Genomic DNA, 16,800 nt, shown 5'->3' on the forward strand with positions numbered 1-16,800 from the left:
CTCAGTCCAAGTACGTCACACCGTCGCGATGACTGAGATGCTGTAGGACCGGATCTTCCGCGTGGACCGCGACGAGATTCATGCCGGCAGAGAAACAGCGATATCCCAACTCATCGACCAATGCTCTGATCGCGGCCTCGTCAGATTTGAAAATTTCGATCAAAAGTATCGGCTTGATATTTTGCAGCGTCTTACGGGCGCCGCGCAGTACCTCAATCTCCATACTTTCGACATCGAGCTTGATGAGATCGACACGCTGAAGATCCAGCGAATCGATACTCACCATCGGCACCGTTACGCCACGTGATGGGTCGTACGAAATGCTCTGACCGATATCTTCGGTGTTCTCTCTCTGACGCAATTCGAAGCTGCCAAAGCTGGCGTGTGCGAAATAATCCGGCTCGGGAATAATCAATTCTCCGCAGTGCTCGCCCAGTGCAGCAAGCCTCGCACGTGCGTTCAGGCAATTATTGATGGCGATGTTGCCTGCCAGCGCGTAGTAGAGAATCTCCTGTGCCTCGAAGCCAAGCACCCGCCCCCAGCCATGCATGTGGCGACCCCATTCGATCGTATGCACGCCAATATTGGCACCGCCGTCGATGGCAAAAACGCCATCGCCGAAATAGTGGCGACGCCAGGTGAGCAGTACAAGCACGAAGTTCACTTCACTCGCGCTGAAACTCGACGTTTGCAGAATATCTTGTCCTACACCGTAGACGTCCCCGGAGCTTTTAACGTTGTAGTCGTTGCGATTGACAATCATCGTGCCGTGATTCGAGGCCGCGAGTATGAAGGCAATTGGACGAGCGGGAAATGACATGGAGTAGGTGTCCCTGTGAAGATTCTTTCCCTGCCAGAGTAGCGCACCCGTATCGCGAAGGAAAGGCAGATGAGGGTACGGCTCTTCGTTATCCCCGTGACGTGCTCATTGCGCAGTCAGCCACGTTGCAGCATCTTGCACGACCGAATCCCAGTCGCCTTCGCGCGTTTGCCGCAACACGGTTGCGCCTTCGATCCACGGCGTCGTCGTTCCCTGCGTACCCCAACGCCAGTCTCCAGACGTATTGACCGGCACACAAGTCGGCTTGCTCATCATTGCCGCAAGATTAGCCACCGCCGAATCCACTGCGAACACCGCGTCCAGTTCGCCGACGCAGGCAGCCGTATCGTCGAAATGGAAGATACCCGGCAGGTAGTGGCTGACATCGCCAGCGGGTGTGCCGGCTTGCGCTTCAACGAGCGGATGGTGCAGATTGACGAAATGCACGCGCTCCGTCACAGCGGGATTCGTCGTAATCCGGTTCAGCATCTCGAGCGGCAGGCTACGACGTGCAGCCCAGCAACGCGCGATGCTGCCCAGCTCGGGCATATGCCGCTGACGGCAGTCCCAGAACAGGCCAACCAGTTTCTTTTCCGGATGTTGCGAACGCAACTGCTGTGCCCATTCCCTCGCAATCTGCTGCTTCGTTGAGGGAGCCCGCAGGTACGCACGAAAACGATATCCGGACAGCGGGTGATCCGCATTGAGCAACGGCAAACGAAGCAGCGTTGCGTGCAGATGCGGCGCGAACGCCTGCACCCTCGCCTGCACCGCGTCAGGCAACGGCGCGTGCGATTGCTGCGGACTCTCCATACTGACGACTTCACAATCGGGCAGCGACGCCTGCATCAGTTGATGAATCTGTGGCGCGCAAGTGATCATCATGCTCGCACCCGCTGCCCGCCAGTCGGCCACGCGTGCTGCCAGCAGGAAGTTGTCGCCGAAACCGAGCTGGTGCGTGACCAGCACGCGCTGCCCGTGCAAATCGGGTTCGCCGGTCCACTCGGGAATGTCTGCCGGACGATAGCTGAAGGCGTCGCCAGAGTCGCTGCGCATCTGCCAGTGGGTGAAGCCGCGCGGGTCGCCCGCCTTGAGCATCGCCTCGCCCAGCAGGGACTCCGCCTCCGCGCGGACGTGCATGCTGTCCGCGACCTGCCGCACCTCGTCCAGCAACGGAATAGCCCTTACGAGATCGCCGGCCATCATCAGGCTGTAGCCGAGCCTCAGTCGGTAAATCGCGGACTCGCTGAATGTCGACAGATCGTGTGCCAGCATGTCGGCCGCTTCGGCATGGCGTCCCAACAGATTGAGCGCGGTAGCGCGCATCGCCCGAAAATCGGCGTGATGAGGACTGAGCGCCAATGCCCGGTCGGCCCACGGAAGCAAGCGATCCTCGCGCTTGAGGACGGCCAATATTTCGATCGCCTCCCATATGATCGATAGATCGTGCGGGTTGTCCGCATGACGTTCGGACGCGGCTTGTAGTCGCTGTTCCAACTCGATGGTCGCGTTATCTGCCGAATTGTGCATCGCCACGTTGACTAACCTTGCGTAGAGCTTATGTATTACCAGGTAGCTTCGTCCAGCACGTCTCACGACTGACCGGGGAATCTCGAATTTGTCGCAGTCACGAGCAGAATCTCCGTAAGCGCATGTCGAAGCAACGACTGCGAAGATTCTATCCGATGATGCGATATGACGATCGAATGAGGGAGATAGCGCAACCGCAATTGCTCGATGCGACCTTCTACAGCACGCCCGGTTCAGCTCGCTTCCGCGCCGTGCGCCACGGGCGTACCACCAGCGGCCGCGGGCACCGACCCGTCATCGAGTAGCGGTTGCAAGGCCGGCGCGAGCGACTTCAGCAACTGCACCGATAGTGCACTCGTAAAGTCGTAGCGCGCCGCATACGGTTCGTGCACATACGCAGTCAGCGTACCGAAGAAGCGGTCGCCAATAGCAAACACGAAGGTCGCGCTGCGGTTCACCTTGCGCGACTCGATCAACCGCGCGCCTCGCGCAAACACATTGAAGCGCTGGTCGCCGGTGCCAGTCTTGCCGTACACCTCGAGCGTTCTACCGTCGGGAAGCGCAATGCCTTGCGCAAGACGCTTCGCGGTTCCACCGTTCACGACATCGCGTAACAGCCCCCGGGTAACGGCGGCGATCTCGGGGGACACCAGTGGCTGCGGTGCCGCCGCTACGCGCGTGAAGCGCGTTTCGTAAGGTGTGCCCTGAGCAAAATCGAGCGACGTGATGCTCTGCGTTGGAAGCTTGTTGCCGTCGTTGGCGACGATGCCGATCAATTGCGCAAGTGCGACCGGTCGATCGCCCGACGCGCCGATTGCCGCAGCATACGACGGCGTGAGATTCGCAAACGGATAACCCAGCGCCTGCCACGACTTGCCGATCGCATCGTAAGCACGCAGCTCGACCATATGCCGGATACGGCGATCCTGCGTCGCGTGATAGCGCGTCCTGAACAGCCAGCTATAGGATGCGAAGCGCGCATCGTGGCTCGCGTCCTGTACCTGTTTCGCCGTTGCATCGGGATGACTGCGCAGATAGTCGAGCGTCCATAACTCCAGAGGATGCACACTCGCGATGTAGCCACGATCGTTCAGACTAAAGTGGTCGGCACTGTACTTCGTATAGAGCACCGCGAGGTCGTCGTCCGATAGCGAGGCCGCCGGCGTGCCCTTCAACGCAGCACGCATCTGCGTGTCGAACCACGCTAGCGTGCCGTCGGGGGCGACACTGCGCAACACGGTTGCAACTTTCGCTGGCGATCTGTGCACGCGGAGCAGCAAGATGGCAAGCGCTTCGTCGGATGTCTTGTCGTGGTACTTCGTGTAAAAACGATTCATGTACACGCGACTTTCTTCATCGACGAAACGGCGCAAATACATCTGACGTGTCGCCGGATCGTCGAGCCATTGTGACGACGGCCCCGATGTCTCGATCATCTCGTAGCGCACGATGTCGCGCATCAACCGCACGAAGACGAGGTTCACCGAATGCTGGAACGCGCGATGCACCGTCAGGATGCGACCGTTGTCGCTCGACTCGAAGTTGGTAAACACCTGCGCGCCGCCGCCCGTATAGAACGTTTCGCCGGCGCTCGCCGAATACTTGCGCTCGACCGCGGCATCGAGCATCGCGCGCAAGGAGTGATCGGGCGTCTTCGCCAGGTAGTCGAGCGCCCAGCGCGTCAGCGCGTCCTGCCGGTCGGGCTGCACGGCGCGCAGTTGGGCGGCGCTCAGCGAGCCATAGCGCGCATGCAGCGTCGACACGATCTGCAAGTACGTAATGATCGTGCGCAGCTTCGCGGTCGAACCGAGATTCAGGCGTGCACCCGAATTGATGTCGAACGGCTGGTCGACGCTGTCGGTCTGCACCCGCACGAGGTTCGCGCCGCCGCGCCGTTCGAACAGCGTGAAGCTGTAGGTGATCTTCGATGGATCGTCCTGGGTGCGTAGCATCTCGAATCCATACAGGCCGGCGGCCGCTGCACCATCGCGGGTCGCAGCGGCGGCAAGCCGCTCGCTCACGGCCTGCTGAACGGTATTGTCGAGCGTCGCGGTTGCATGCAGATCGAGGCGATCGAGATCGTAGAGGTTCGTCACGCCGAGCGTGCCGAGCAGTTGCGCCCGCAACGAGGTCACCGCCTTGCGCGTGACAAACGATGCGGTCGGCGGCGCCTTCGATGTCCGCTGCAAAACCAGCGGTGCATTGAGCGCCGCGTCGCGCAGCGGCAATGAGATGACGCCGCCTGCAGCGAGCAGCCGGAGGTAACTGTCGGTCAGCCGCTGGAGTTCCGGATAATCGCGTTGCAGGAAGAACGACGGCGCGCGCTGCGCAATCATCAACGACAGAACCTGCCGGAACGCGAGCCCCTGCGCGGCGAGCCGATCAGGATCGCTCGACACCGGCTCCTTCAGGATGCGATTCACCTCGGCGAAATCGCGCCCGTACCACGCCGTCAGACCATCGCCGATCCCATTGATTTCGCCGATGCCCGGTTGCGCGGCAAGCGGCACCGAATTCAGATACCGGACCACGATCTGCCGCCGTGCCGGCATCGTCTGTGCTCCGTGCAGATAGGCGCGTATCGAAGCGGAGGCGATCTGCCGTAGCTTTTCCGGCGGCGTCGCAGTGCGCCCGCCTGCGGAGTGACGGAATTTCTCGATTTGTGTTGCCAGTGTGCTGCCGCCAGGTGTCTGCTGATGCGTCTTGAAGACACGCACGCCCTGATCGGCGAGTGCACGGCTAAAACGGCCCCAGTCGATCGCGGGATTACGGTTCGGCTGATCCGCATCGAGCAGGTAACGGTCTTCGATGAACAGCAGCGCGTTCACGACGACCGGCGGCACGGCCGCGTAATCGTTATAGATGCGCGCGGGATAACGCGCACTAAAAAGCGGCGCACCGGTAGCGTCGAACAACTGCAGCCCCGCCTGATCCTTCTCGTCGTAAGGCAGGAAAAGCCCGTCTTCCGCGAGATCGACCATGCGCGCCGAATCACGTGCCTGGGCCGCTATGGCATAGCCTCTTTGAGTCAGGCGCCGCTCGAACGACGGCAGCAACGCATAGCCGAGCCGAACGTCGTAGGGGCCTTGAACAGGGAAATGGATACTGTTGCTGGGACCGTCGCTAACAGTGAAACCAACGTCGCGCGTCAGCTCGGACAGGTAGTGCGCCTGCAGCCGCGAAGTTTCGATTTCGAGCTGCGCTACGCGGAACGCGATCGCCACGGCCAGCAGGAATGCAACGAAAAGTAGCCACTTGAACCGCGTCCAGAAAGACGCGGTGCCGATCCCGCGAAGCGGTATGCGAACCAGCGGCCGATTCATGGCTGCCTTCCCTGCCTGCAATTGTGTTGCAAGTGCGGCGACAAAAGCGTCGCTTGAATATCAGTCTAGCGCCCTTTAAAGAAACGGGTTGTGCCACTGTTGTGCCGTAAAAACATTTACTTTCGACCGCGCCACGTGCGTCAAACACGACTAGAATATTTAGTCCGCAGTAAGCGAATCCTCCCTGTTTCAACATCCCACCATCGCCTGCATCACGTCCACCGCCGAAGCACCCCGCACAACGCGTCCTACTGGACGAATACCGGTTTCCAGCACCTTTCCCCGCATTTTGCTGATAGCCTGCGCATTCATCGAAATCCGCGGCTAACCTCGCTAACCTTCATGCAAAGTTTCTACGAAGCAACGGTCGTGCGACCCGAACGGCCGCCGCTTACCGGCACGCAAAGCGCGTCGGTGTGTATCGTCGGCGGTGGGCTTGCCGGGCTGTCGACGGCGCTCGGGCTCGTCGAACGCGGCATGCGCGACGTGGTCGTGCTCGAAGCGCAACAGGTCGGCTTCGGTGCGTCGGGTCGCAACGGCGGCTTTGTGTTCGGCGGCTACAGCCTCGACTGCGCCGACCTGTTGCGTACGTTGGGACCGGTCCACGCCAAGGCGCTCTACACGCTCACCACCGACGCGGTCGAGTTGATGCGCGAACGCATCCGCCGCTACCAGATCGATTGCGATGCGACCCACGCCGGGGTGATCCTCGCCAACTGGTTCGACGAGCCGGCTCGCCTCGAATCGCAGCGCCGGCTGATGAAGGATGCTTTCGACGTCGACTGGGAACCCGTGAGCCGCACCGACCTCGCCGCACAGCTTCGGACCAGCCGCTATTACGGCGGCCTGCTGGAGCGCAACGCGTTCCACTTTCATCCGCTGAAATACGTGCTGGGTGTCGCCGCTGCCGCGGTGGCAGCCGGGGCACGCATCCATGAGCATTCGCCGGTCGTGCGGCTCGAACCGCAACCCGGTGGCGGTTTTCTGGTGCGCACCGCCAACGGCACCGTCGAAGCCCAACATGTCGTGATGGCGGGCGGCGGCTATGCACGCAACGTCTATCGCCGTGTCGAGCGTGCGGTACTGCCGATCGCCACCTACGTCGTGGCAACCGAGCCGCTCGGCGCACGTCTGAAAGATGCAATCGACTGCGCATCGGCGGTCTACGACACGCGCTTTGCCTTCGACTACTACCGTCCGTTGCCCGATACGCGCATCCTGTGGGGCGGCCGCATCTCGGTGCTCGAACGTTCGCCGGACAGCATCGCGCGGTTGCTACGGCGCGATCTGTTGCGGGTGTACCCGCAACTCCACGATGTACATATCGACTACGCGTGGGGCGGTTTGATGAGCTACGCGCGGCACAAGATGCCGCAGATCGGCCGCAGCGCCGACGGCGTCTGGTACGGCGTCGGCTTCGGCGGCCATGGCATGGCGCCGACTACCGTATCCGGCGAACTGCTGGCGGCGGCGATCTCCGGCGAAAAACCGCTGCCGGACGCGTTCGCCGCGTTCGGGCTCACGCGTACCTTCGGCGTGGCCGGTCTCGCGGCCGCCCAGCTCACGTACACCACGATGCAGACACGTGATGCGATCGCCGGGCGCCGCCGGGGTTCATCGTAAGCATGCCGAAACCCTTCTGCGGAAATGCAAAAAGAACCGTTAAAAACAGGCTCAAAACTGCCGGACCGGTAACCAGATCGGCGATTTTGCCATGCTAGAATGCGCGCTCATCGCCGCTGAAAACGCACCATGAAACAGGCAACCCAGGCTGCCCCGCCCGACCCCGACGGTCCCCCATCCGAAAGCCGCCGTAAGTACGATCCCGAACAGACGAAGCGCAACATTCTCGATGTCGCCACCCAGGAGTTTTCCGCCATGGGACTGGCGGGCGCGCGCGTCGATGCGATCGCCGAACGCACGCACACCACGAAACGCATGCTGTATTACTACTTCCGCAGCAAGGAAGGGTTGTACGAAGCCGTGCTCGAGAAGGTGTACAGCGACATCCGCGCGCTCGAACAGGACCTGCACATCAGCGAACTTACGCCCGTCGAAGGCCTGTGCACGCTGGTCGAATTCACCTTCGACTATCACGACATACACCGCGATTTCGTACGTCTTGTCACGATCGAGAATATCCACGGCGCAAGGTATGCCGCGCAGTTGACGTCGTTCAAGTCGCTCAACGCCAGCGCGATCCAGACGATCCATGACCTGCTTGCACGCGGTGTGGCCACCGGAGACTTTCGCGCCGACATCGACGCGATCGACCTGCATCTGTTGATCAGTTCGCTGTGCTTTCACCGGGTCAGCAACCGGCACACGTTCGGTACCGCGTTTGGCCGCGACCTGTCGCATCCGGAACTGCGGGAACAGCATCGCGCGATGATCGTCGATGCAACGCTGCGCTTCGTGAAGCGCTAATGCATCATTGATGCATTAGCGCACCGAGCCAGCCTGAAGCACGATCCGCCGGATATCGCCGACCACGAAGAGATACGACGCCGCACCGGCCAGCGCAATCGCACCGATAAGCGCAAGCGCCCACACGAACGATCCGGTCGCCGCAACGATGAAGCCCACCGCGAGCGGTGTCACGATACCCGCCAGATTCGCGGCGAAATTGAAAATCCCGCCGGTTACGCCGAGCAATCCTTCCGGCGCGATGTCCGACACGAGCGTCCAGCCGAGCGCCGCCATCCCCTGCGCGAAGAACGCAACCGAAAGGATCGCGATCACCGCCCCATTGCTCTCTACGTAGTTCGCCAGCACGATCGTCGACGCAAGCAGCAGCCCGGCGATGATCGGCAGCTTGCGCGCGACGTTCGCCGATCGGCCGCGCCGTAGCAGCCAGTCAGAAAGCGTCCCACCGAACATCACGCCAAGCGACGCCGCAATGAACGGCATGATCGCGAAGAAGCCGATCTTGAGCCAGCCCATGTGACGCTCGGTTGCGAGGTAGGTGGGGAACCAGGTGAGGAAGAATACGAGCGTCGCATTGCCCGCGAACTGGCCGAGACAGATGCCCGTCAGTTGACGGTGCTTGAGCAGACGCCCGATCGTGCGCCACTCGAAACCGCCCTCCCGCGCACCGGTCGCGTCTACCGGCAACGTCTGCGTGAGACCGCCGCCAGCCTCGATGTACTCCAGTTCCGCGGCATTCGCCGCCGGATGGTCGCGCGGCTCGCGATAGCACCACCACCACACAATGCCGAACACGATACCCACACCGCCCACCACATAAAACAGCGCACGCCAGCCGAAAGCACCCATCAACGCGAACAGGAACGGGCTAAAGAACGCGAGGCCGATATATTCGCCGACCGTGTAGGTGCCGGTCGCCATCGCGCGTTCGCTCTGGGGAAACCATGTTGCGACGACGCGGCTATTGACCGGAAAACACGGGGCCTCGGTGACGCCGAGTCCAAGCCGGCACGCGAACAGCGCGCCCGCACTGCTTACGAACCCTTGCGCGAGTGTGAAAAGCGACCAGAGCGTCATCGACAGAAAGTACGTGACCTTGCTGCCGAAGCGATCGAGAAACAGCCCGCCCGGTATCTGCGACGCGACATAGCTCCACGAGAACGCCGAGAACATCACGCCCATCAGCGCGGCGTTGATCCCGAGTTCTTTCGTCAACTGCGGCGCGGCGATGCCGAGCACGGTCCGGTCGAGATAGTTGATCATCGTACCGACCGCCAGCAGCGCGAGCATCCGGTAGCGGGCGTTCGAGCGACGCATGGCCGGTTGCGCCGCGCCGCCGGAGGCGGTCGTCGTATCGCTTCGCTGGGACAGTTCGGTGGAAGTGGATGGTGGTGTCGGTTTAATTCAGCTGTCTCCTGGCTAACGAAATGCGCGGCACTACCGGTGCAGCAGCGTCTGCAGATGCGCGAACATCCTCTCCGCGTCGGGTTCATGCCCCGTGAAGAGACGCAACGCATCGGCTGCCTGATACGCAGCCATTCCGCCGCCCGCAAGCGTGCGGCAGCCCGCGGCTTCGGCGGCTTCCAGCAGTGCGGTGCGAATCGGGAAGTAGACGATATCTGCCACCCACAGTGCGGGATGCAGCAGTTCGGCGGGTAGCGGCAAACCTGGCTGCTTCGCCATACCGGTCGGCGTCGCGTGGATCAGGCCCTGCGCCTGCGCCATCGCATGTTCGAGCGAGCCGCCCGCCGCCACCGACGCGGCCGGAAAACGCGCTTGCAGTTCGCTAGCGAGCGCATCGGCACGCGCCGCATCGACATCGAACAGCGTGAGCGCGCGCGTACCGAGCATCAGCGCCGCGTGCGCGACCGCCGCTCCCGCGCCGCCGGCGCCGAGCTGCACGACGCGCTCAAGCTGCGCACCTGGCAGGCCACGGCGAAACGCGCGCGCAAAGCCTGACCAGTCAGTGTTATGACCGATGCGCTTGCCGTCCTTGAGCAACACGGTATTGACCGCGCCGAGCGCACGCGCATCGTCGGACAGCGCATCGAGAAGCGGAACGATCTGCTGCTTGCACGGATAGGTAATGTTCAGACCGTCGAAACCCATCCGCTCGGCAGCGACCAGCAACGCCGGCAGCGCAGCCGTATCGAGCCGCAGCACATCCAGATCGATCCGCCGATACACATACTGCAAGCCGAGCTGCCTGCCCTCTTCTTCGTGCATCGCCGGGCTCAGCGAAGCGCCGATCCCGCTACCGATCAATCCCACCAGAAACGATGACTTCATCGGGCATTGCCCCGCTGCATAAGATTCCCTCCGTTCGGAACCGGCATCGCCACAACACCGGCCACACAATTGTTTGACAACTTTATCAAAAATACGTGTATGTTTGACAAAAATCCGGAACACGATTCCGGAAACGATTTCATAAACGCCGCATCAGCGGCTTGAACGACAAAGGTAAGGAGACAGGTATGGAGATGACACAACCCCGTCGCCGGTTGAGCAAGATGCTGTTCGCAGCCGGCGCCACGCTCGTGGCCAGTCCGGCATTCGCACAAAGCAGCGTGACGCTGTACGGCATCGCCGATAACTCCATCGCGTACGCCAACAACCAGAAAGGCCATTCGGACTGGTATCTGCGCCAGGGCAACCTGTATGCATCGAAGTTCGGCCTGCGCGGCAACGAGGATCTGGGCGGCGGCACGAGCGCAATCTTCGATCTGCAGGCGGGCTACGATCTGAACTCGGGCGCGGCGTCGTCGAGCGGCTTGCTGTTCAACCGCCAGGCGTTCGTCGGTCTGCAAAACCAGACTTACGGCACGTTCACGATGGGCCGCCAGTACACGCCGTATTTCCTGCTGGTCGGCCCGCTCGCCTCGAGCAACTGGCTGACGGGCGCGACCGGTGCGCATCCCGGCGATATCGACGGGCTCGACACGACGATCCGCATCAACAATGCGCTCGTCTACACATCACCGACCTGGTACGGACTGCAGGCCAGCGCGATGTACGCGTTGGGCGGCATCGCGGGCAGCACCGGCAAGGGCCAGACGCTGAGCGGCGCGCTGCATTATTCGAACGGGCCGATCGGGCTCGCCGCCGGTTACCTGCGCATCGATAACGCCGGCTCGACAACCGGCTTCGATCCGGCATCGACGGGAAGCTTCGGTACGTCGGCACTGAACCAGGGCTATATCTCGGCGCGCGCGATCCAGCACGTCGCCATAGCCGGCGACTACACGATCGGCAGTCTCATGCTGGGCCTCACGTACACGAACGTCGAGTATGTAGCGGGCGGTCGCTCGATCTTCGCCGACACCGCCGTCTTCAACACCTACGGCGCGCTCGGCGTGTACCGCTTCACGCCTGCATTCGATATCGCCGGTGCTTTTTCGTACACGCTGGCCTCGAGGGCGAATGGCATCTCGAGCGCGGCACGCTACCAGCAGTACTCGCTAAAGCAGTCTTATCACCTGTCGAAGCGCACGACGCTGTATGCGCTCGAAGCGTGGCAGCACGCGACCGGGCAAACGCTCGGCGCGCAAGGCGCGGGCGATATCGTCAATGCCGCGCCGGTCGTTGGCGACTCGCAGAACTCGACACCATCGTCGACGAGTTCGCAGTTCGTCGGCATGCTCGGTATCGCGGTCGCGTTCTAGCGCTTTAACGTTCCGGGTACGGATCGTGCGGCCAGTTTGCCGGCGGTTGTCCTGCCGGCGGCGCCAGGTGCCATATTCACAGGCCGATATAATGGCCGTTTGGGCCGGCGGCACGTGAAGCGAAACTGCACTACGACGTAAAGCTCCACTTCACGCTGTCCGCATCGATCGAAAACCAAGGAGGAATATGAGGAAGCTTGCGATTACCCTGTCAGTCCCGCTGCTGCTCGCCGCCTGTGGACAGTTCCAGAACCCCGATGCCGGCGACCCGGTCGCCGATACGTTGACCCGGCGCCCCGTCGATGACGTCATCCAGTGTCTGACCCAGGAGGCCGCGAAACACAACACGAGCTTCCAGACGAGCGCGATCCCGCAAGGCAAGATGCTCGATTTCGGCGACTCGAATATCGTCAAGGTACGCAGCGATAACGGCGGAACGACGTATCGCTTCTATGCGGGCAAGCGCCACATGTCAAACCTCTGGCTCGAGAGCGCGGGCAAAACCTGCGCATCGTAATGTGCACGGGCGCTGCAGGGTAACCGTCAGTAATGGTCGGCGGATGATAAAAGCCGCGGAATCACGGCGATCTTAAGAATGGTTTAAGTCTTGGTCCGCATCATCCGTCGAACAGACTTGCACGAGGTGCGCCCATGAAGACTAGAGACATTCCCGCGGAAGCTGCGCCGGCCGCCCCGAAAAAGCCAACCATCCTGCGCCGCCTGCTGAGCCATCACGAACTCGCGACCTTGCTCTTGTTGCTGAACGCACCGATCCAGGCGTTCGCGAAACCGGAAATCCCGATGCTGCAGGAAGCCGGTCTGGTTGAGACGGTCGCGTCCGATGCTGGCGTGCCGCAAATCCGTCTGACACCGGAAGGCAACGCGGTCCTGCGCGGCCTCGGCATCAGATAACAGGAAACACGTAACAAGAAGTAAGTCACCCAGCGCCGAACTCCGGCTTCGTATCGCCGCGCAGCATCAGCGCCTGTTTACACCCGTCACGCCTGCCACACCCCATAACCCGCTTCACGCAGCCCGATCCCCAGTTCGACTTCCATGTCCCGTGCACCGTCGTACGGCAGCGGATTGAACACCTCGTAGAGTTCGGGCATCAGACGCACACCATATTCGCGCACGTAGCGATTCGCCTGAATGTCGGCCTTGTGACGGTCGAAGCGCAGATCGGGATCGAGCCCGGTCATTCCCACATAGACACACGGTTTGTCGAACCGGTATTCCGGATTCGCGCGGCGAAAGCGCGCCTCGTTCCAGACCGTATCCGCGAGCAAGACCACATACACGTAATAGCGTAGACGGGGTGTGCGGGCGGCCATGTCGGTTGCGCTCAGCCTCGCGCGTGGCCATGCAGCAGCGTGCGGTACTCGCTCGGTGTCACGCCGACGGTCGCCTTGAACTGCCGCGTGAATGCGCTGTGATCGGTGTAGCCGCACAGCGCGGCGACATCGGTGACCTTGTCGTGCGACATCAACAGCGCGGTGGCCGCGTCGAGTCGCGTCTTCAACAGCACCTGGCGCGGCGTCAGGTGAAACACCTTGTGGAAGTAGCGTTCGAGTTGCGCCACCGACATGTCCGCCATCGCCGCCAGTTGTTTCAGATTCAGCGGCTGCACATAGTTGTCCTGGATGTACTGGACGACTGCGGCAAGACGGCTATACGCGGGATGGCTGCCTTCGTCGGCTCGCAAATCGCGCGAGATGCCGGCAAGACCGACTACGCGACCAGCCGCATCGCGCAGCGGCTGCTTGCAGGTCAGGCACCAACCGGGCTGGCGGCCCGCGTAGAGATGCAGCTCCAGCTGATCGACCATCTGGTTGCCGACATCGATCACCGCCTTGTCCTGCGCGGTATAGATGCGGCCGAAGCGGCGCGGAAAGACATCTTCGGCGGTCTTGCCGAGCAATGCCTGCTTGTCCTTCTGGCCGCAGCGCGACGCGAGCGTGCGGTTCACGAGCGCATAGCGCGCGTGTGCGTCCTTCACGAAGAACACGACGTCGGGCATCGCATCGAAGATCGGTTCGAGCAGCGTGAAGTGCGCGAGCATACCGCTTAGCGTTGCGTCTGCCGGATAGGGTGGCAGCAGCGAATCGAGCGAGGTCGGCGAATCGGTCGGGGGAACCGGCATGGTCATCTTGCGGAGCGCGTCTATCGAGCGCGAAGAGCGTCGGTGCGGCCGATTATAGGGCCGCGCGGCAGGTGAAAGAATCCGGGGGTAACCGGGGTGGACGTGCGGGCTCGCGCGTGGGGGTTTGTGGTGATCGATGCGCCGGTTGATGAGCCCGTTCGATCGCCGGGTTCACGCAGCGGTGTGTGCCCCCGCCCGATCCGCAGCCATCAGCGTCTCGATCCGCGTCGCGCCGACCGGCGGACGCCACTGCGCCACGTCCCAACCGAACAGTGTCTGCGCAGCCGTTCCGCAAACCCGCCCCTGGCACGCACCCATCCCGCAGCGCGTGTGCAGGCGCGCCGCACGCCAGTCCGGCTGCGCGCGAACCTCGCCGCAGGTCACGTCTTCGCAGCGGCACAGCAGTGTATTGTCGGGTGGCATCGCTAGTGCTGCTTCGCCGAGTGCGAACGCCGTGTGCAGCCGTGCGGCGAAGCGCTGCCAGCGTGCACGCTGCGCGCGTAGGTGCGCCGCTTCGGATGTGTTGCCCGTGCCGCCACCCGCTGCCCAACCCGCAATCTCCCCTTCGACACACGCCAGTTCCACGCCGCCGACGCCGGTGCATTCTCCGGCCGCATACACGCCGTCGACGGATGTGCGTTGTGCATCGTCAACGGCAATGCTGCCATCTGCCCGCATCGCACAACCGAGCGCCCGCGCCAGCTCGACATTCGGCGTGAGCCCGTAACCGCACGCCACGCGATCGCATGCAAGCGTCACCGCGCGGCCGTCGGCACGACGGATCTCGACCGCTTCGACACGTTCCGCACCGTGCGCTGCGCGCACCACGCTGCCGCTCCAATAGCGAGAACCCACGAAGCCGTGCGTCAACTTAAATGCCTGCCACAGCTTTGACGGTGTCACTGCAAGCGAAGCGCCGAAGCGCATGAGCGCAGCTCGCGGCGCCTGCTCGACGACAGCCAGTACCTGTGCGCCCGCATCGCGCGCGGTCGCGAATGCGGCGAGCAGCAGTGGCCCGCTGCCGGCTATCACGATGCGCTCGCCGCGCACCGGCATGCCGCCTTTGATGAGCGCCTGCAAGCCGCCTGCGCCGGTCACGCCGGGCAGCGTCCAGCCGGCAAACGGCAACAGCCGCTCGCGCGCACCGGTCGCGAGAATCAGGCGGTCGTAGGCAATCGTGGCACCGCCCCGCTCCGCCGATTCCACCAGCAGACCGCGCGCATCGAGCGGCGCAACGATACGGGTCGAGGGCCATACGGTTATCTGCGATGCGTCGTCGGCGAGCGCGGCGAGCCGCTCGCGCAACGCGGCCTGCGGCGGATAAGCCGGCCCCTGACGCCACACCTGTCCGCCCACGCGCGGATTGTCGTCGAGCACCGCGATGCGCGCGCCCGAGCGCGCAGCCGTACGCGCCGCGCTGAGTCCAGCCGGCCCTGCGCCGACAATAACGATGTCGTAGTGCTCATTCATCGCGCGACACCGTCCGTCGTTTCGACTACCAGCCCATCGCGGCACACGGTCTGACAACCCAGCACATGCGCGCGGCCATCGATCGTTACGCGACATTCCTGGCACACACCCATCCCGCACACGGCGGCTCTCGGCTGACCGCTCACCGACGTACGCGTGCCGCGAACACCTTCGGTCGCAAGAGCCGCGGCAACGCTCGTACCCGCAGGCACGACAACCAGGCGGCCATCTATCGTCACCTGCACCCGTGCGTCATTCATTGCAGCGTCTCCATCTCCGGTCCGTCATGCGCGGGCGCAAAGCGCTGCGGTAAATATGGAGCGACGGGAATCGGCGGATCGGTGCGCAGGATCTGTGCGGCGAGCAGCTTCGCGGTAGCAAGCGATGTCGTCACACCGAGCCCCTCGTGGCCGACCGCGAGCCACACACCAGGCGCGGCATCGCCGGCTGGGCCGATCAACGGCAAACCATCGGGCGAGGCGGCCCGAAACCCGGTCCACGCACGCAGCCCGTTGAGCGTCGGCAACCCGGGCAGATAGCGCGCCGCGCGCCGCAGCATCTGTGCAAGCACCGGCATCTCGACTGCAGGATCGGTTGTATCGAACTGGCGCGACGAACCGAGCAGCAACTGGCCGGTCGGCCGCGGCTGCGCGTTGAACGCAACGGACGTTCCTGTCGCGTGATGCGCGCTCTTGATATAACCGAGCTCGAGCAGTTGATGCCGGATCAACCCCGGGTAACGATCGGTGATCAGCAGATGACCCTTCTTCGGTCGCAACGGCACCGACGGCACGAGCCGCCGCGCGCCACTGCCGTTCGCGACGATTACACGCGCGCCTCGCACGTGCTCGCCGTTGGCGAGCGTGACGCCTTCGGCATCGACGGCTACGACTTCGGCACCGGTCCGCACGCGGATTTTCGCCGCGGACGGCGATGCTTCGAGCAGCCACTGCGCGGCGGTCGGTGCGTAGACGATGCTGTCGTCGGTAATGCGCAAGCCGCCGGCCATACCGGGCGCGAGCGCCGGCTCGCAGGCTCGTAACGCGGCGGCGTCGAGCAGCTCGCCGGCTACACCCTGCGATGCGAACGCTTCGTGCATCGCGAGGGCCGCGCGCCATTCTTCATCGTCGGCGGCGACCCACAGCGTACCGCAGCGCACGAACGCGTCGCGCGCACGCAACTCGGGTGCGCGCGCGAGCCACAGTGCGCGTGCATAGCGGGTCAATGCGAACTCGGCGGGCGAATCGTTCATCACGACGAGATGCCCCATGCCCGCGGCAGTCGCGCCGCCACCGATCCCTTGCGCATCGATCACGTCGACCCGCAGCCCGCAGGCTGCCAGTTCCGCCGCGCACGCTGCGCCGACAATCCCCGCGCCGACGACGATCGCATCTGCAATAGTGTGTGAGCCCATCCCGGCGC

At 63.1% G+C, this 16,800-nt stretch carries 15 protein-coding genes; 5 read left to right on the forward strand and 10 right to left on the reverse strand.

Features of this window, described 5'->3' with window-relative positions; genetic code table 11:
• Position 1: 1 nt before the first annotated feature.
• From M0D65_RS12760 to M0D65_RS12770, 3 genes are all read right to left on the reverse strand, one after another.
• Positions 2-820 carry an FkbM family methyltransferase gene (locus M0D65_RS12760; RefSeq protein ID WP_266252975.1) on the reverse strand — a complete coding sequence of 273 codons (819 nt, stop codon included), beginning with the start codon at positions 818-820 and terminating at the stop codon, positions 2-4.
• A 105-nt stretch (positions 821-925) separates the two neighbouring features.
• Positions 926-2,350 (reverse strand): M48 family metallopeptidase, encoded by a 1,425-nt coding sequence (locus M0D65_RS12765; RefSeq protein ID WP_266253396.1) that lies wholly within the window; start codon positions 2,348-2,350, stop codon positions 926-928.
• Positions 2,351-2,583: 233 nt separating this feature from the next.
• On the reverse strand, positions 2,584-5,673 hold the full coding sequence (locus M0D65_RS12770; RefSeq protein WP_266252976.1) for a transglycosylase domain-containing protein: 3,090 nt from the start codon (positions 5,671-5,673) through the stop codon (positions 2,584-2,586).
• A gap of 342 nt (positions 5,674-6,015) precedes the next feature.
• Between M0D65_RS12770 and M0D65_RS12775 the strand changes: the two genes are divergently transcribed.
• Positions 6,016-7,296, forward strand: coding sequence for an FAD-binding oxidoreductase (locus tag M0D65_RS12775; protein ID WP_266252977.1), 1,281 nt, complete (start codon positions 6,016-6,018; stop codon positions 7,294-7,296).
• Positions 7,297-7,425: 129 nt separating this feature from the next.
• A complete protein-coding gene (locus tag M0D65_RS12780) occupies positions 7,426-8,100 on the forward strand; it encodes a TetR/AcrR family transcriptional regulator (RefSeq protein WP_266252979.1) in 675 nt (224 codons plus the stop codon).
• 15 nt (positions 8,101-8,115) lie between these two features.
• On the opposite strand, the gene M0D65_RS12785 is transcribed toward M0D65_RS12780, so the two are convergent.
• Together M0D65_RS12785 and M0D65_RS12790 are read right to left on the reverse strand one after the other, a co-directional pair.
• On the reverse strand, positions 8,116-9,417 hold the full coding sequence (locus M0D65_RS12785) for an MFS transporter (protein ID WP_266252980.1): 1,302 nt from the start codon (positions 9,415-9,417) through the stop codon (positions 8,116-8,118).
• A gap of 120 nt (positions 9,418-9,537) precedes the next feature.
• Positions 9,538-10,389 (reverse strand): shikimate dehydrogenase, encoded by an 852-nt coding sequence (locus M0D65_RS12790; RefSeq protein WP_266252981.1) that lies wholly within the window; start codon positions 10,387-10,389, stop codon positions 9,538-9,540.
• Between the two features lie 188 nt (positions 10,390-10,577).
• Between M0D65_RS12790 and M0D65_RS12795 the strand changes: the two genes are divergently transcribed.
• From M0D65_RS12795 to M0D65_RS12805, 3 genes are all read left to right on the forward strand, one after another.
• A complete protein-coding gene (locus M0D65_RS12795) occupies positions 10,578-11,765 on the forward strand; it encodes a porin (RefSeq protein WP_266252982.1) in 1,188 nt (395 codons plus the stop codon).
• Between the two features lie 187 nt (positions 11,766-11,952).
• Positions 11,953-12,282: a hypothetical protein gene (locus tag M0D65_RS12800; RefSeq protein ID WP_096724759.1), complete on the forward strand. Its 330-nt coding sequence runs from the start codon at positions 11,953-11,955 to the stop codon at positions 12,280-12,282.
• Positions 12,283-12,416: 134 nt separating this feature from the next.
• A complete protein-coding gene (locus M0D65_RS12805) occupies positions 12,417-12,677 on the forward strand; it encodes a hypothetical protein (protein ID WP_091007474.1) in 261 nt (86 codons plus the stop codon).
• 86 nt (positions 12,678-12,763) lie between these two features.
• Here the strand turns inward: M0D65_RS12805 and M0D65_RS12810 are convergent, their stop codons facing one another.
• The 5 genes from M0D65_RS12810 to M0D65_RS12830 all read right to left on the reverse strand — a co-directional run bounded on the left by M0D65_RS12810 (position 12,764) and on the right by M0D65_RS12830 (position 16,792).
• On the reverse strand, positions 12,764-13,099 hold the full coding sequence (locus tag M0D65_RS12810) for a hypothetical protein (protein WP_266252983.1): 336 nt from the start codon (positions 13,097-13,099) through the stop codon (positions 12,764-12,766).
• An 11-nt stretch (positions 13,100-13,110) separates the two neighbouring features.
• Positions 13,111-13,827, reverse strand: a complete 717-nt coding sequence (locus tag M0D65_RS12815) for an AraC family transcriptional regulator (RefSeq protein ID WP_266253397.1) — start codon at positions 13,825-13,827, stop codon at positions 13,111-13,113.
• A gap of 252 nt (positions 13,828-14,079) precedes the next feature.
• Complete coding sequence (locus M0D65_RS12820) at positions 14,080-15,378, reverse strand: FAD-dependent oxidoreductase (protein ID WP_266252984.1); 1,299 nt, start codon at positions 15,376-15,378, stop codon at positions 14,080-14,082.
• Entirely contained in the window at positions 15,375-15,638 is a 264-nt protein-coding gene (locus tag M0D65_RS12825; protein WP_266252985.1) for a (2Fe-2S)-binding protein, read from the reverse strand. Before M0D65_RS12825 ends, M0D65_RS12820 begins: the two co-directional genes overlap by 4 nt.
• Complete coding sequence (locus M0D65_RS12830) at positions 15,635-16,792, reverse strand: FAD-binding oxidoreductase (protein WP_266252986.1); 1,158 nt, start codon at positions 16,790-16,792, stop codon at positions 15,635-15,637. Before M0D65_RS12830 ends, M0D65_RS12825 begins: the two co-directional genes overlap by 4 nt.
• Between the last annotated feature and the right edge of the window lie 8 nt (positions 16,793-16,800).

This window comes from Paraburkholderia sp. CHISQ3 (assembly GCF_030464945.1).
GTDB classification, from domain to species: Bacteria; Pseudomonadota; Gammaproteobacteria; order Burkholderiales; family Burkholderiaceae; genus Paraburkholderia; species Paraburkholderia megapolitana.

Bases quoted from the DNA above. Each gene is read 5' to 3' on its own strand.
- M0D65_RS12795 (WP_266252982.1), top strand. From the start codon at position 10,578: ATGGAGATGACACAACCCCGTCGCCGGTTGAGCAAGATGCTGTTCGCA.
- M0D65_RS12760 (WP_266252975.1), bottom strand. From the start codon at position 820: ATGTCATTTCCCGCTCGTCCAATTGCCTTCATACTCGCGGCCTCGAAT.
- M0D65_RS12800 (WP_096724759.1), top strand. From the start codon at position 11,953: ATGAGGAAGCTTGCGATTACCCTGTCAGTCCCGCTGCTGCTCGCCGCC.
- M0D65_RS12790 (WP_266252981.1), bottom strand. From the start codon at position 10,389: ATGAAGTCATCGTTTCTGGTGGGATTGATCGGTAGCGGGATCGGCGCT.
- M0D65_RS12805 (WP_091007474.1), top strand. From the start codon at position 12,417: ATGAAGACTAGAGACATTCCCGCGGAAGCTGCGCCGGCCGCCCCGAAA.
- M0D65_RS12770 (WP_266252976.1), bottom strand. From the start codon at position 5,673: ATGAATCGGCCGCTGGTTCGCATACCGCTTCGCGGGATCGGCACCGCG.
- M0D65_RS12820 (WP_266252984.1), bottom strand. From the start codon at position 15,378: ATGAATGAGCACTACGACATCGTTATTGTCGGCGCAGGGCCGGCTGGA.
- M0D65_RS12775 (WP_266252977.1), top strand. From the start codon at position 6,016: ATGCAAAGTTTCTACGAAGCAACGGTCGTGCGACCCGAACGGCCGCCG.
- M0D65_RS12830 (WP_266252986.1), bottom strand. From the start codon at position 16,792: ATGGGCTCACACACTATTGCAGATGCGATCGTCGTCGGCGCGGGGATT.
- M0D65_RS12785 (WP_266252980.1), bottom strand. From the start codon at position 9,417: ATGCGTCGCTCGAACGCCCGCTACCGGATGCTCGCGCTGCTGGCGGTC.
- M0D65_RS12825 (WP_266252985.1), bottom strand. From the start codon at position 15,638: ATGAATGACGCACGGGTGCAGGTGACGATAGATGGCCGCCTGGTTGTC.
- M0D65_RS12780 (WP_266252979.1), top strand. From the start codon at position 7,426: ATGAAACAGGCAACCCAGGCTGCCCCGCCCGACCCCGACGGTCCCCCA.
- M0D65_RS12815 (WP_266253397.1), bottom strand. From the start codon at position 13,827: ATGCTCGCGCACTTCACGCTGCTCGAACCGATCTTCGATGCGATGCCC.
- M0D65_RS12765 (WP_266253396.1), bottom strand. From the start codon at position 2,350: ATGCACAATTCGGCAGATAACGCGACCATCGAGTTGGAACAGCGACTA.
- M0D65_RS12810 (WP_266252983.1), bottom strand. From the start codon at position 13,099: ATGGCCGCCCGCACACCCCGTCTACGCTATTACGTGTATGTGGTCTTG.